Here is a 13,733-nt window from a genome sequence, read left to right on the forward strand (position 1 = left end):
GAGATCGGTGCGAGGGCCGCGGGGAATCGACGTCTCCGCGGAGGAATTCCAGCTTGAGCGGGAGAAGGGAACAAGAACGGTGGTGGACGGGGAGTGACGACAGAAGCTGAGAGACCGAGGACGGTTCGAGTACTCACTCGTGCTCGACGTTCTCGAGCAGCGTCCGAACCGCGTCGCTCTCGACCTCGTAGCCGAGCGCTTGCGGGTAGACGGCGACGCAGATCACGAGGTCGTCGCCGTGCTCGACCGGCTTGCTGACCTGGAGGTACACGTCGATCGACGTCCCGACGTCCACCAGACGCGCCCTGGCCTCGTACCGGACGACCCGCGCCTCCTCGCCGAGGAACGACAGCGTCGTCTCGTCGACCCGCCGAACGTCCTCGAGTTCGTCGTACCGGTCCTGGATCAGCGCGACGAGGTCGTCCGTCGAGTACTCGCCGACGGGGTTGAACGTCCGGCCGAGAAACGAGATCTGTGGCGTGGTGAGCACGGAAACGATCGACGCCCGGAGCCTCGAGGAGCCACCGGGCCCGCCGATCGCGGAACCGAGGTCGCCGAGCGCGTCGAGCGTGATCGCCCGATCGTACTCGGCGTACCAGTTGGTCACCTCGACGGTGTGCTCGAAGCCGAACCGGCCGACGGTCCGACTGACGACGACCTCCTCGACGGTGCGTTCGCCGTACCCCGTCTCGGCGAGCGCCGACGCGGAGACGCCCGCGACCGACGACGAGAGTTCGTCCTCGAGGAACCCGGAACATCCCGCGAGCGCGCCCGCTCCGGCGGTCGCACCCGCGGCGAGGAACTGTCGACGGCTGACGATCATCGAACGGTGAAGGTCGTCGAACGACGAATATACGTCGGTTCGTGACGGAAGATCGACCGATCGAGCGGGGGCGACGGCTCGACCGCCGTCTCGACGGGCAACCTCGTTGGAATGCCGTCGGCGACGGTATCGGCTGCTCGTCGAGCAGGTCGCCCCGCCCGCCCGTCTCGGGGTCAGCGCACTCGTCCGTCCTTGAATCGCCTCACCCCTCCATCTCAGGGTCGTCGCCTCGAGGCATCCCCATCGCCATCAGTCGGCGGGCGATCACGACGACGCCGTTGTCGAAGCCCTTGCCGAACACGGCCTTCTCCTCCTCGAGTTCGCCGGCGTTCGACTCGTGGACCGAACTGACGAGGATCGTGTTCTGGTCGACCAGCAGGAGCCGACTGATCGTCGTTCCGCTCTCGTGATCGGCCTGCGAACCGCTCAGCCACTCGAGTTCGGAGACGAAGACCTCCGCGGCGGGGAGGGACTCGCGAATCCGATCGCGGATCCGTTCGCTCAGCGCGCCGATGATCACGGAGCTACCCGACTCCTGCGCCTCCCGCAGGTGCTCGAACAGCTCGTCGGTGAGGACGTGTTCGCGCCCGACGATGAGGACGACCTCCCGTTCGGCGTCGTCGATGAGCTGCTGGGTTCGGTTCGCGATCGCCGAGACGCCCGACAGCGCCCAGACCTCGTGCGTGATCTCCTCCCCGTCGTCCGCGGCCGCCGGTTCCATCTCCTCGAGCACCTCGACGAGCGTCTCCGTTCTGGATTCGTACTCCTGGCGGAGCGTATCGGCCGCCTCCGCGATCGGAACGGCCCGAAACTGCTGCGGGTTCGAGTGCTGGATCTCGACCAGCCCCTTCGTCTCGAGCACCCTGATCGCGTCGTAGACGCGCGTTCGGGGGACGTCGGAAGTCTGGCTGATCTCCTTGGCCGTCGCTTTCGGAAGCCTCGAGAGCGCCACGAAGCACTTGGCTTCGTACTCTTTCAATCCCAGTTGCTGGAGCAGTTCGATCGCCCGTTGGTGATTAGATAACTCGTTCATGGGTCCCAACCATCTCGGCGCCGTCTCCGGTACCGTCTCGGATGTAGTGGACCCGCTCACAAGTCAGTTCCTGTCGCACCCCCTCGCGACTCCGCCGCACCTGTAGATCGAGTTCACCCAGATAATCACAGTAACGTTATACCAGGGTAGCTCGAAGTACGAACTGGCACGGAGCCCGGTTCGGGTCCCAACCAGCCGTCGCTCCGTGCCCCTATTACCGCCCGCGTAACGGCGTTCGCGACCGAGTCACTCGAACTCGAGCGCCCCGTCGACGGAGAGTCGCTCTCGATTCTCGGAGAGAACCGCGAGCAGCGGCTCGATTTCGTCGAACCGCGGACCCCTGGTTACGTCGCCGTCCGTTCGACTCCAGTCGATGAACTTCATATCGGCCAGCATCGGGAGGTGCACGTGCCGGAGCTCGCAGGCGGCGTCTCGATCGCCGTCTGCCGGTTCGATCCGCCCCGAAGCGTCGAACCCGGCGCCGTTCGAATCGCCGTCGAGCAACGCGAGTAAGGTCCGTCGACGGTGGCCGTGCGAGAGCGCTCGGAGGCGGTCGTCGAGTGTGGAGTCCATGGAACGGCCTTCGCGCCCCCGCGGAGTTAAACTATTCAGTATTTCACACGAACTCGTCGTTTGATGAAACGGGTGACACGGGAGCGGGGCACCGAACGACCGAGACGTCCGGCCGATGGAAGCCGAAACGCTACCCGGACTTCCGGACGACGAGTCGACCGTTCTCGTGGAGCTGAACGGCGTACCGAGACCGGTTTTCGACGGACAGGTCCAGGGACACCGACGCCGACCCGTCGGGGTCCTCGAGGAGTCGATCCAGCGCCTCCGGGTCGACGTGATCGTACAGTCGAAGCCCGAACTCGCGGGCGTCCATCGGATCGACGTCCTCCATGACGGCGATCGTCTGGACGATTGCGAGGCTCGGCGGCGTCGTCGCGCCGTAGCTGCGTTCGATGCACCTCGGCGGGTCAGGGCCGCCGGAGAAGTGTGAGTTAGAGGGGGTCATCGGCCAGTTACTCGTATCGTTACACCCCCACTCGTGTAAACCTGTGCCGCGCAGTGAACCGGCCGCCAGCGATCGAACCGCGGATCGGAAGCCACCGGTTCGTGGCGGCGTCACTCCGACTCGAGGACGAGCCGTTCCCGTTCGAAGCGACCGTCGCCGACGCCGTCCGCTCCGGGGGTTCCGAAGTCGTCCCCCTCCCGCCAGCGCCACGACCCCACCTCGAGGGACGGCTCGAGCGAAACGATCAGGTACGAGCGGTCGGGCCAGGTCGCCCGCGCGGCGTCGGTCGCGCTCGGCCTCGGCGGACCGCGCGGGTGGGAGTGGTAGAAGCCGACGATCGCCTCGCCGCGGCCCTCGAGGCGGTCGAAGATCGCGAGTTGCTCCGCCGGATCGATCCGGTACCGCGTCCGAGGAGTTTCGGCGGCGTTCTCCGCGGGGTACTGCGAGACCACGCGACTCCGCTCCGGCCCGAACTCGCCGCCCAAGATTCCGCAGATCTCCTCGGGAGCGCCCGCTCGAGCCCGTTCGGCGATCGCGTCCCGAATATCCGACGGGAGAACCAGCACCGGTGCGTCGTCGGGGAGGTCGCTGGACCGGTCGTCCGCGCCGTCGCCCGACTGACCGCCCGCGCCGTCGCTCGAGTGGGACCGTCCGTTCGAGTCGGACCGCTCGCTCTCATCAGTCATCGGTCTCCGACTCGAGCATCCGTTCGCCGGGCGTCCGGTCCTCGAGGCGACCGAACGGAACGGCGACGTCGGCGGGGACGTCGTACACGTCGTCGAACGGGTCCGGTCGGACGATCGGCGCGAGGACCTCGAGCGTCTCGACCAGGCGCGGTCCGGGCCGGTTGAGGTACTGATCGCCGTCCATCGCCCACGCGCGGCCGTTTCGGACGGCCGAGAGGTCGGACCAGCCCTCGCGCTCGGTCAGGTCGGCCCGGTTCGCGGCCACCTGCTCGAGGTCGAAGCCGCAGGGGGCGACGACGATCACCTCCGGATCGTAGTCGCGGATCTCGGCCCACTCGCGCGGCCTCGAGCGCTCGCCGACGTCGGCCAGGCCGTACTCGCCCCCGGCCCACGCAACGAGTTCGGCGGTCCAGTGGCCCGCGATCATGACGGGATCGGTCCAGTCGATGACGGCCACGCGCGGGCGGTCGTCGAACTCCGACCCGGCGTCGGCGCCGTCCACGCGCGATCGAACCGCCTCGATTCGCGCCTCGAGCGTCGACCGCACCTCCCGGGCGCGCTCTTCCCGTCCCGTCGCCCGGCCGATCCGCTCGAGGTCGTCGAGGACGTCGCCGACGCCGTGCGGGTCGGTAGTTAGAACGTCCGGCTCCGAATCGACGTCCATCGCCTCGACCGCCGCCTCGACGACCCCCTCGTCGACCGCGCAGACGTCGCACATCCCCTGCGTGACGATCAGGTCCGGCTCGAGGGACTCGAGCAGGTCGACGTCGACGTCGTAGACGCCTCCGGCGTCGGGTTCGTCGCCGTCGGCGAGATCGAGCACCTGCCGGTCGATCTCCGCGCTCGAGGCTTCGCCCCCGGCGTCGATTCTCGAGGCGGTGACCGACGGCAAGTCCCGAACTCGCGGCGGGTGATCGCACTCGTGGGAGACGCCGACCGGCTCGAGCCCCAGCGCCGCGACGGTTTCGGTCGCCGACGGGAGGGTCGTGACGATGCGCATGGACGGGGATACGGTCGGGGACGACAAAAGCGGACGCGTCCGGGTCGGCTCGAGTCGCGTCGACGCCGGTTACCCCTCGAGTCCCTCGTCGTCGACCTCGTCGACGTCCCGGCCGCGCCCTTCGATCTCGAACTCGTCGGCGGCGGGTTCGAACTCCTCGATGTCGACGTCCTCCGATCCGTCGGGGACGTCCGCGTCGGACTCGGCGTCCGACCCCTCGTCGGCTTCCCCCTCGGTTTCTTCGAAGTCGAACTCGTCAGTCTCGAGTTCGCGTCCGCTGACGCCGACGTTCCCGTCTTCGATCTCGATGACGACGCCCTCCCGGTCGTCACCGCTCTCCGTGCCGATCAGCCGCCCGGTGGCCGACTCGAGTTCCTCGTTGACCGCCCACACGAACCGGACGAGCGCCTCGAGGTCGTTGCCCACCTGCCGGGCGTTCGGGTTTCGCACGACCGTTCCGAGGCTCTGCGCGCCCTCCGGGTGGAGGTACTGGATCGGGTGGTCGGTGGGGACCTCGCGGAGGTCGACGTCGAACGACCAGAGGTACGGCACCACCTGGAGCGCGTACCCGTGCGGTTTCGGCGCGCGCCGCCCCGCGGCGGTGAAGGCGATCGCGGTGGCCGTCGACTCGGCGTCCGTGTCGTAGTACACGCCCGGGAATCCGGGAATCGAGATGCGCATATCCTACCGCTGGGCCCCTCGAGGGGTGAGTCTGTAGCCGGCAGGGTCACCCACCTTTTAACCGCTGACGCGGCGCCGAACCCGGGCGGATCGTCCGCCGAGACGACGACCGCGCGCCCTCAGAAGCCGGAGAACTTGTCCCGTCTGTAGAGGTCGAGTTCGGTGACGCTCGAGTTCTCTCGGGTAGCCGCGAAGCGGATCGCCTCGGCGATCTCCTCGGATTCGGTCACCTCCCCCTCCTCGAAGCGTTCGGCGAAGGTGTCGCCGTCGGTGGTCTCGAACTCCGTGCGGACCTCGGAGGGATTGACGATGGTCACGCCGACGCCCTCGTCGCCCACCTGAGCCGCGACGCTCTGGGCGAACCCCCGGACCCACCACTTCGTCGCCGCGTAGACGGGGTTGAACGGCCGGGGAAACTTCCCGGCGAAGCTGCCGACGAAGACGAGGTGGCCCTCGCGCTCGCGGACGTGCGGAATCGCCGCCCGCGTCGCGTAGAAGACGCCGTCGACGTTCGTCTCCTGCATCGTTCGGTACTCCTCGGTCGAGAGATCCTCGACGTCGCTGCCTCGGCTTAGTCCGGCGTTGTTCACGAGGACGTCGAGTCCACCGAAGGCGTCGACGGTCTCCTCGATCAGGGCGTCGACCTCGTCCTCCTCCCGGACGTTCGTCGGGACGACCAGCGTCTCGACGCCGTGCTCGTCGCCCACCTCCTCGACGAGTTCCGTCAGCCGATCCTCGCTCCGCGAGGCGAGGACGACGTTCGCCCCCTCCTCGGCGAGCGCCCGCACTGTCGCCGCGCCGATACCGGAACTCGCGCCGGTGACGATCGCCGTTCGCCCCTCGAGTCGTCGCTGCGCCGTCTCGGAGGTTGACATGAGGGAAACATCGGTCTCGGGGGAGTTTTCTGTTTCGTCTCCGTGGCCGATTCCGGCCCCGGATTCGTACGAGGCGGTCGATACCCGGCGTTCGATCAGCCGAGCGCCGAGCGGAGTACCGCGCCGAAGCCGGCGGCGCCGACGAAGAACGAGACGATCCCGCCGATTCCGGTCAGCGCCAGCGCGCCGCTGATCGCCGCGGCGACGACCAGCGGTTTCGCCCAGCCGCTCCGCCTGTCGACCAGCCGATCGGCGATGGCGAGGTAGGCGACGGCGGCGCCGATCGCCCACACGAGGATCGACGCCATCGCGAGGAACGGGACGAGGAGGATCCCGACGAGGGTGATGACGAGGAGGAACGTCAGGAGGACGAGCGCGCCGAGGCTGAGGAGGCCGTAGAGGAGGGATCCGACGGGGTTTTCGAGGAGCGAGGCCATCCGTCGCTCGGTGTACCGCGGGGCGATCGCGACCATGATCGCCCCGACGACGAGCGTCGTCACGAACGCGCCGAAGGCGCCGCCGACGAGGCCGGGGCCGAGTCCGACGTCCATTCCCGGACCGGGAACGGGACCGGGGACGTCGTCGGGACCCATCTGCGCGAGGAAGAGCGCCGTATCGGCGGCGAGAACGTCACTCATACCGGTGCTTGCACCTACGAAGGGAAGAACGTTCGCTCTCGGTTCCCGTCAGGCGCCGGCTTCTCGATCGAGGCCGTACAGCTCGCCGTACTTCTCGGAGACGTACTCGAGGAAGTGATCGGCGGTCAGCTCCTCGCCGGTGGCCCGCTCGATCAGCTCCTGGGTCTCGTACCGCTTGCCAGGCTGGTGAACGTTCTCGCGCAGCCAGCCGTTGAGGCGGTCGAAATCGGCGTTCCGAACGTCCTCGTCGAGGTCGCCCAGTTCGTCCTCCGCCGCGGCGTACAGTTGGGCGGCGAGGACGGAGCCCAGCGAGTAGGTCGGGAAGTAGCCGAAGGAGCCGTGCGACCAGTGGATGTCCTGCAGACAGCCCTCGGCGTCGGTCTCGGGCCGGACGCCCAGGTACTCCTCGTACTTGTCGTTCCAGACCTCGGGGACGTCCTCGACCTCGAGGTCGCCCCGGATCAGGTCCCGCTCGATCTCGAAGCGAATCACGATGTGGAGGTGGTAGGTCAGTTCGTCCGCCTCGACGCGGATGAGGTTGTCGTCGTACACCTGGTTGGCGGACTCGTAGGCCTCCTCGGGCGTGACGTCCTCGAGTTCGGGGAACCGCTCCGCGGCGATCGGCAGGAAGTGCTCCCAGAAGGGCCGGGAGCGGCCGACGTGGTTCTCCCAGAGGCGGGACTGGGACTCGTGGACGGAGAGGTCGCGGGCCTCGCCCAGGGGCGTCCCGTAGTGCTCGTCGGGCAGGCCGATGGTGTAGTTGGCGTGGCCGAACTCGTGGATGGTCGAGGTGATCGAGCCGAGCAGGTCGTCCTCCTCGAACCGGGTGGTCACGCGGGCGTCGAACTGCGTCCCCGAGGAGAACGGGTGCGGGGCGGTGTCGAGGCGACCGCGGCTCCAGTCGTAGCCGAGCGAGTCGAGCACGTCGCGGGCCAGCGCCTCCTGATCGTCGTCGTCGAACTCGCCGGCGAACGCCTCCGTCTCGAGGACGGCCTCACTCTCCCCGACCGCGTCGATCAGGGGCACGAGTTCGTCGCGCAGGCGCTCGAGCACGCGTTCGGCCGTCTCGAGGTCGATGTACGGTTCGTAGTCCGCGAACAGCACCTCGTAGGGATCGGCGTCGGGGTCGATGCACTCGGCGTACTCCCGCTTCAGGTCGACCAGCTTCTCGAGCGTGGGGGCGAACGACTCGAAGTCGTCCGCCTCCTTGGCCTCCTTCCAGACTGGGTGGGCGTTCGCGGTCGTCTCCGAGAGTTCGGCGACGAGTTCCTCCGGGACGCTCGTCGCGCGGTCGTACTGCCGCCGAACCTCGCGGACGACCGCCCGCTGCTCGTCGTCGAGGTCCTCGTCGGACTCGAGTTCCTCGAGCAGGTCGCCCGTCTCGTCGTCCGTCAGCAGTTCGTGGCTGATCGACGAGAGCGTCGAGAGCTGTTTCGCACGCGCCGGGGTGCCCGCTTCGGGCATGACGACCTCCTGATCCCACTGGAGGACGCCCGCGGCGTTCCCGACGTTCGAGATCTTCTCGACGCGCCGTTCGAGTCGCTCGTACGCCTCGAGGGCCTCGCCCTCGTCCTCGTCCTCCGCTCGAGCGTGATCGGTTGCCATTGGTCCCCCGGAGGTAGCACCGGCTCGAGTATCAACGTCGTGGTACCGGAGGATTCGGGACTCGGGGCACCCCGGACCGACACACCGACGAGGTTTATAGTGGTCCGCTGACCACTGTTCGCATGGCAGTTCTCGTGCCCTACGACGGCTCGAAACCGGCGCAACGGGCGGTCGAATGCGCGGTCGCGGAGCACCCCGACGAGGAGCTCGTCCTCTTTCGCGTGTTCGAAGCGGCGGACGGCTACACCGGCGCGGGTATCGGACTCATCCGCGAGGCGCTCGAGGACCGGCGCGACGAGTTCGTCGAATCGGGCCCCGAAGCGGTCCTCGACCTCCTCGAGGAGGCCGACGTCGAGTATCGAGTCGAGACCGCCTTCGGGGAGCCCGCGAGGGAGATCGTCGAGTTCGCCGAGGAGAACGACGTCGACCGGATCGTCATCGGCAATCACGGGCGGTCGGGAGTCTCCCGCGTGTTACTCGGGAGCGTGGCGGAGAAGGTGGTCCGACGAGCGCCGGTGACGGTCACCGTCGTCCGGTGAGCGGACGGAAACCGTCGTTCGTACGGCAATAGTAGTTGACCGTGCGAAAATCTATCCAGACCGGGGTCTGAAATTGAGGCCCTCGATTCGGCAAGTACGTGTGCGGACTGAGCGGTGGGATCTACGATTCGCCTGAAGTGTTCGTTTCACAGTGATGCCTAACTGCGTACTAGCGCGCTCTACTCGTGATCAGAGGCTATTTAAGCATGAGAAATGATGAAGGTGAAGGTGTTTCGCAGTAGCGATGTCGATTACACACCGATGGGGTTCCCCGAGATAAATTCGGCTTTCTTCTTTGGTTCGATAACGATGGTGACGTGGGGAATCTGGGTGGTCCTGGGCAACGCTGCGTCGGAGTCCATCGACCCGAGGACGGCCGCAGCGATCTCATATCTCGTTGCCGGACCCCTTGCACTCGGATATATCATCGTTTCCGACGCATCGCTCGCCATTACCGCGAGAGGAGGACTGCTCGCTGGCACGGCCGGATTGTTCACCGGAATAGGCCTTATTTCGATGTACGTCGGCCTCTCCGGAGGGTCAACGACGACCGTCTCTACTCTCGGTGCGATGTACTTCGTCATCGCGGCCGTCATCGGCATGGTCGTCCTCGGAGACGAAATTACGATAACGAGGCTCGCCGGGATAGCGTTCGCAGTTATCGGAGTCGTCCTGGTTACCCGGTGACATCCTCCTCGCCGCAAACGGCGAGGCTTCCCGTACCGCAGTTGGGATATTTGCCGGTCTACGAGACGACCCGTTTCTTAGCAGTGATCAGCGGAAGTCGAATCCGTAACGTTGCTGGTTCGTCCGTTTCTACCAGTCTACGCTGTCTCCGGCTGTACTCGTCTCCGCACTAAGCTTTCCTTCGTCTTTAGCACGGGGCTTTTGCCCGGCCTCGAGGGAGTCAGCGTTCTCCCGTCGAATTTCCGCGCTCTCGAGGACGCTCGAACGGCGAGTCCGTGACGGGACCTTTTTCGTATCCACCTCCCTAGTCGCGGCCATGTCACTGACAGCGGGCGTCGTCGCCGTCCAGGGCAACGTCTCGGAGCACGCCGAGGCGATCGAGCGCGCCGCCGCGGCCCGCGGCGAGGACGTCACCGTCCGCGAGATCCGCACCTCGGGGATCGTTCCGGACTGCGACCTGCTCGCCCTGCCCGGGGGCGAGTCGACGACCATCTCGAGGCTCGTCCACGACGAGGGGATCGCCCCGGAGATCCGCGAGCACGTCACGGCCGGAAAGCCCCTGTTCGCCACCTGCGCGGGCCTGATCGTCGCCTCGAGGGACGCCGGCGACGACCGGGTCGACCCCCTGGGCCTGCTCGACGTCACCGTCGAGCGCAACGCCTTCGGCCGACAGACGGACAGCTTCGAGGCGCCGCTCGAGGTCGAGGGGCTCGAAGAGCCGTTTCCGGCGGTGTTCATCCGCGCGCCGGTGATCGACGAGGTGGGCGACGTCGAGGTCCTTGCCGAGTGGGACGGCCGCCCGGTCGCGGTGCGGGACGGCCCGGTCGTCGGGACCTCCTTCCACCCGGAGTTGACGACGGACGATCGAATCCACGACCTGGCGCTCTTCGAGAGCGACGCGGCGCGACGGGCGGCGCTCGAGTCCGGGGACGCGCGCTGATCGGTTCCGCGGAGGACGCGAACCCGGGTCGCGTGCATGCATTCGCGTCCGGACATGTTTTCCCCCTTGCCGCCGTCCGTCGGGGTATGGAGGCAGCTATCGACGCCGTTCGAGTCGCGGGGACGCCCCAGGGACCGGTTCCGGTGGTCGTCCTGGACGTCCAGGGAGAGGACGACGTGGTGCCGATCTTCATCGGCTTCAGCGAGGCCACCAGCATCGCCCGGGGCCTCGAGGCCGAGGACATCGGGCGGCCGCTGACCCACGACCTCCTGCTCGACGTGATCGAGGAACTCGGGGGCCGGATCGATTACGTCGTCGTCAGCGAGATCGAGGAGCGCGAGGACGGGCAAGGCGGGACCTACATCGCCGACCTCCACGTCGAGACGCCGCGGGGACCGACCGTCATCGACGCCCGGCCGAGCGACTCGCTCGCGCTCGCCGCCCGGACGAACGCCCCGATCGAGGTCACCGACGCCGTCTTCGAGAGCGGCCGCGACGACAGGGGAAAGTTCGAGGAACTCGAGGACATCCGCGACGTTCCCGGTGAGTTATAGGCGTCCGACCGAATTGGACGACCGATGGACGACACGCTCGCGGACCTGTTCGCCGTGATCGAAGAGCGAAAGGAGACGTTACCCGACGACTCGTACACCGCCTCGCTGTTCACCCACGAGAAGGGGGAAAACGCGGTGCTCGAGAAACTCGGCGAGGAGACGACCGAACTCGTGCTGGCGGCCAAAGACGACGATCGCGACGAGATCGCCTACGAGGCCGCCGACATCGTCTACCACCTGCTCGTGTTGCTCTCGATGAAGGGGATGGACCTCGACGATCTGCGGGCGGAACTCGAGTCTCGGCGCTGAGTCGGTCCCCGGTTCTGGATGGAACACGTCGCCCTCCTCCGGAATCGGAGACGTCGCGCTCCGGATCCTTGCAAGCGCCCGTGGTGATTTGATTGTTCCGCCCGTGGTTTCGTTCGCCGATGGCGCTTCAACAGATCGACCACGTCGACGAGCGGATGCAGGAATGTATCGACAACTGCCTCGAGGCCGCGCAGGTCTGCGAGTGGTGCGCCGACGAGAGCGCGGACGAGGGCGAGGGGATGGCCCGCTGTCTCCGCCTCTGCCGGGACGTGGCCGACGTCGCGTCGCTGCACGCCCGCCTGATGGCCCGCGACTCGGGCTACCACGAGGAACTCGGCGAGATCTGCGCGGACCTCTGCGAGGAGTGCGCCGAGGAGTGCGAGCAACACGACCACGACCACTGTCAGGCCTGCGCGGAGATCCTGCCGGAGTGCGCCGAGAGCTGTCGGGAGATGGCGTCGGCCTGACGCGAGCGTCGATCCGCCCGACTCGAGCGTGCCAGGATGGATCGTCTGTGCGAACTGCGGGCTCGACCATCGGATCCCGGATCGAACTTTCGAACCGGACTCGGGTGGCACCCGCTGCCCCGAGGGCGGGGCGCGGGGCTACGACGCGGCTCACGAGGGACTCGAGTGGCACCCCGACCCGTGATGAGCCTGGATGCTGGCGACTGGACCGTCCGGTGAGGGTGAGCGTGAGCGTGTGCGTGAGATGTGGAGAGCGAAACGGCTGAAAACGGAATCCGGCCGTCGGATCAGGTGTTGACCATTCCGCCGACGGCCCCCGCGACCGCGCTCTCGAGGGCCATGATCAGCGCGACGACGACGGCGACGGCGAAGATGCCGGCACCGACGGCGCCCGAGATGAGGCCGCCGCCGGGGCCGAGGGTGAGCCCGGCGAGGCCCACGGCGACGCCGAGAATGAGCCCCCCGAGGATACCGCCCAGCGAGCCGGCGAGCAGGCCGTGCCAGGCGCCGCTGCCGATCCCGCCGCCGGCCATGAATCCCGCGACGAACCCGCCGACGATACCGGCGGCGAGCTGTCCGATTCCGGGGACCGCGATCCCGAAGATTGCGGTCACGGTGGCGACCACGAATCCGGCGATGACGGCGCGCCAGTTTGTCATACCTTCGAGTAGGCCTCGAGCGGAGATAAGGACACGGCCGGCATGATCCCGGTCGCGCGCGGACGGCGGCGGTGGCGGTGCGATCGAGGGCGGTGGCGGTGCGGTCGAGCGCGGACGGACCCGATCGGTCGACAACGAACGACCTTTTACGACCGGCCGTTCTAGTTCGGACTATGATTTTCGAAGGCCTTCCGACGACGCCCACGTCGGAAGAGTTGATCGACAAGGCGTTCTCCCGGGCAGCGCGGGCCGGACGGGCGCAACGAGGCCTCGAGGCCCAGCAGTCGATGCTCCAGACGGCGGCGAACATCGTCTCGGACAACCTCGAGAACGTGGTGACGGCGTGGCCCGACTTCGAGTACGAGGACGACGTCCACCCGTTCTACTACGAACTCGCCGACGCCATCTTAGACGTCTCCGGGCCACGCCCGGAGGGTACGGCAGACGCGCAAGCGTCTGGCGGAGTCGACCGGCTCCGGCAGAGCCTCTCGGAGGTGATGTGGGCCAGTCGGAAGAGCCGCGAGATCCACGAGGAGTACCAGTCGAAGCTCCGCAAGACGGACGTCGACACCGCCCGCAAGCACCGAAAGCAGGCGTTCGCCCGCCTCGCGGACATCGTCGAGCAGGTCGACGACGAACTCCGGTACATCAACGACGCCAGGAACGACCTGCGCGACTTGCCCGACATCGACCCCGAAGAGCCCACCATCGTCGTCGCCGGCTACCCGAACGTGGGGAAGTCGTCGTTCGTCAACGACGTCACCAACGCCCGCGGCGAGACGGCCTCCTACCCGTTCACCACGAAGGGGATCGGCCTGGGCCACTTCGAGCGCGACCACATCCGCTACCAGATCGTCGACACACCCGGTCTGCTCGACCGCCCCCCGGAGGATCGAAACGAGATCGAGTCGCAGGCCGTCAGCGCCCTCGAGCACCTCGGCGACTGCGTGCTCGTGATGCTCGACCCCAGCGGCGAGTGCGGCTACCCCCTCGAGTCCCAACTCGAGTTGCGCGACGACATCGAGGCGCGGTTCGCCGGCCTCCCGGTGTTGACGGTCGCGAACAAGGCCGACCGGTTCGACCGGGACGAGGTCGGCGACCTCGAGGTCGACCACTTCATGAGCGTCGAAACCGGTGAGAACGTCGAGGCGGTGCTCGACGCGGCCGTCGAGGCGATCGGCTACGAGCCAGAGCTCCCGTTCGAGGGATGAGGAGGCGT

18 protein-coding genes are annotated in these 13,733 nt (G+C 67.4%); 7 read left to right on the forward strand and 11 right to left on the reverse strand.

Annotated features, from left to right (window positions below; genetic code table 11):
• Positions 1-133 precede the first annotated feature (133 nt).
• The 10 genes from RJT68_RS17715 to RJT68_RS17760 all read right to left on the reverse strand — a co-directional run bounded on the left by RJT68_RS17715 (position 134) and on the right by RJT68_RS17760 (position 8,359).
• A complete protein-coding gene (locus RJT68_RS17715) occupies positions 134-823 on the reverse strand; it encodes a DUF6517 family protein (RefSeq protein ID WP_407037858.1) in 690 nt (229 codons plus the stop codon).
• A gap of 202 nt (positions 824-1,025) precedes the next feature.
• Positions 1,026-1,856 (reverse strand): TrmB family transcriptional regulator, encoded by an 831-nt coding sequence (locus RJT68_RS17720; RefSeq protein WP_407037859.1) that lies wholly within the window; start codon positions 1,854-1,856, stop codon positions 1,026-1,028.
• 246 nt (positions 1,857-2,102) lie between these two features.
• Positions 2,103-2,429 (reverse strand): hypothetical protein, encoded by a 327-nt coding sequence (locus RJT68_RS17725; RefSeq protein WP_407037860.1) that lies wholly within the window; start codon positions 2,427-2,429, stop codon positions 2,103-2,105.
• Positions 2,430-2,559: 130 nt separating this feature from the next.
• Entirely contained in the window at positions 2,560-2,874 is a 315-nt protein-coding gene (locus RJT68_RS17730) for a HalOD1 output domain-containing protein (protein ID WP_407037861.1), read from the reverse strand.
• Positions 2,875-2,984: 110 nt separating this feature from the next.
• A complete protein-coding gene (locus tag RJT68_RS17735) occupies positions 2,985-3,440 on the reverse strand; it encodes a desampylase (protein WP_407040402.1) in 456 nt (151 codons plus the stop codon).
• A gap of 112 nt (positions 3,441-3,552) precedes the next feature.
• Entirely contained in the window at positions 3,553-4,560 is a 1,008-nt protein-coding gene (locus RJT68_RS17740) for a cobalamin-binding protein (RefSeq protein WP_407037862.1), read from the reverse strand.
• A gap of 69 nt (positions 4,561-4,629) precedes the next feature.
• Positions 4,630-5,241: an ICP22 family protein gene (locus RJT68_RS17745; RefSeq protein WP_407037863.1), complete on the reverse strand. Its 612-nt coding sequence runs from the start codon at positions 5,239-5,241 to the stop codon at positions 4,630-4,632.
• A 119-nt stretch (positions 5,242-5,360) separates the two neighbouring features.
• Positions 5,361-6,116, reverse strand: a complete 756-nt coding sequence (locus tag RJT68_RS17750) for an SDR family oxidoreductase (protein WP_407037864.1) — start codon at positions 6,114-6,116, stop codon at positions 5,361-5,363.
• Positions 6,117-6,211: 95 nt separating this feature from the next.
• Complete coding sequence (locus RJT68_RS17755) at positions 6,212-6,709, reverse strand: hypothetical protein (RefSeq protein ID WP_407040403.1); 498 nt, start codon at positions 6,707-6,709, stop codon at positions 6,212-6,214.
• 93 nt (positions 6,710-6,802) lie between these two features.
• Positions 6,803-8,359 carry a carboxypeptidase M32 gene (locus RJT68_RS17760; RefSeq protein WP_407037865.1) on the reverse strand — a complete coding sequence of 519 codons (1,557 nt, stop codon included), beginning with the start codon at positions 8,357-8,359 and terminating at the stop codon, positions 6,803-6,805.
• A 122-nt stretch (positions 8,360-8,481) separates the two neighbouring features.
• Here RJT68_RS17760 and RJT68_RS17765 point away from each other — a divergent pair, with 122 nt between their 5' ends.
• The 6 genes from RJT68_RS17765 to RJT68_RS17790 all read left to right on the forward strand — a co-directional run bounded on the left by RJT68_RS17765 (position 8,482) and on the right by RJT68_RS17790 (position 11,855).
• Complete coding sequence (locus tag RJT68_RS17765) at positions 8,482-8,898, forward strand: universal stress protein (protein ID WP_407037866.1); 417 nt, start codon at positions 8,482-8,484, stop codon at positions 8,896-8,898.
• Positions 8,899-9,159: 261 nt separating this feature from the next.
• Positions 9,160-9,585 (forward strand): EamA family transporter, encoded by a 426-nt coding sequence (locus tag RJT68_RS17770; RefSeq protein ID WP_407040404.1) that lies wholly within the window; start codon positions 9,160-9,162, stop codon positions 9,583-9,585.
• A 316-nt stretch (positions 9,586-9,901) separates the two neighbouring features.
• Positions 9,902-10,525 carry a pyridoxal 5'-phosphate synthase glutaminase subunit PdxT gene (gene pdxT, locus RJT68_RS17775; RefSeq protein ID WP_407037867.1) on the forward strand — a complete coding sequence of 208 codons (624 nt, stop codon included), beginning with the start codon at positions 9,902-9,904 and terminating at the stop codon, positions 10,523-10,525.
• Between the two features lie 86 nt (positions 10,526-10,611).
• Positions 10,612-11,079 (forward strand): bifunctional nuclease family protein, encoded by a 468-nt coding sequence (locus tag RJT68_RS17780; protein WP_407037868.1) that lies wholly within the window; start codon positions 10,612-10,614, stop codon positions 11,077-11,079.
• Positions 11,080-11,103: 24 nt separating this feature from the next.
• Complete coding sequence (gene hisE / locus RJT68_RS17785; protein ID WP_407037869.1) at positions 11,104-11,388, forward strand: phosphoribosyl-ATP diphosphatase; 285 nt, start codon at positions 11,104-11,106, stop codon at positions 11,386-11,388.
• A 119-nt stretch (positions 11,389-11,507) separates the two neighbouring features.
• Positions 11,508-11,855 (forward strand): four-helix bundle copper-binding protein, encoded by a 348-nt coding sequence (locus RJT68_RS17790; RefSeq protein WP_407037870.1) that lies wholly within the window; start codon positions 11,508-11,510, stop codon positions 11,853-11,855.
• A gap of 287 nt (positions 11,856-12,142) precedes the next feature.
• Here RJT68_RS17790 and RJT68_RS17795 read toward each other — a convergent pair whose 3' ends face one another.
• Positions 12,143-12,514, reverse strand: coding sequence for a DUF5518 domain-containing protein (locus RJT68_RS17795; RefSeq protein WP_407037871.1), 372 nt, complete (start codon positions 12,512-12,514; stop codon positions 12,143-12,145).
• Positions 12,515-12,687: 173 nt separating this feature from the next.
• Between RJT68_RS17795 and RJT68_RS17800 the strand changes: the two genes are divergently transcribed.
• Positions 12,688-13,725, forward strand: coding sequence for an NOG1 family protein (locus tag RJT68_RS17800; RefSeq protein ID WP_407037872.1), 1,038 nt, complete (start codon positions 12,688-12,690; stop codon positions 13,723-13,725).
• The last annotated feature ends 8 nt before the right edge of the window (positions 13,726-13,733 follow it).

Source organism: Halovalidus salilacus, assembly GCF_031852275.1.
Taxonomy (GTDB): Archaea; Halobacteriota; Halobacteria; order Halobacteriales; family Natrialbaceae; genus Halovalidus; species Halovalidus salilacus.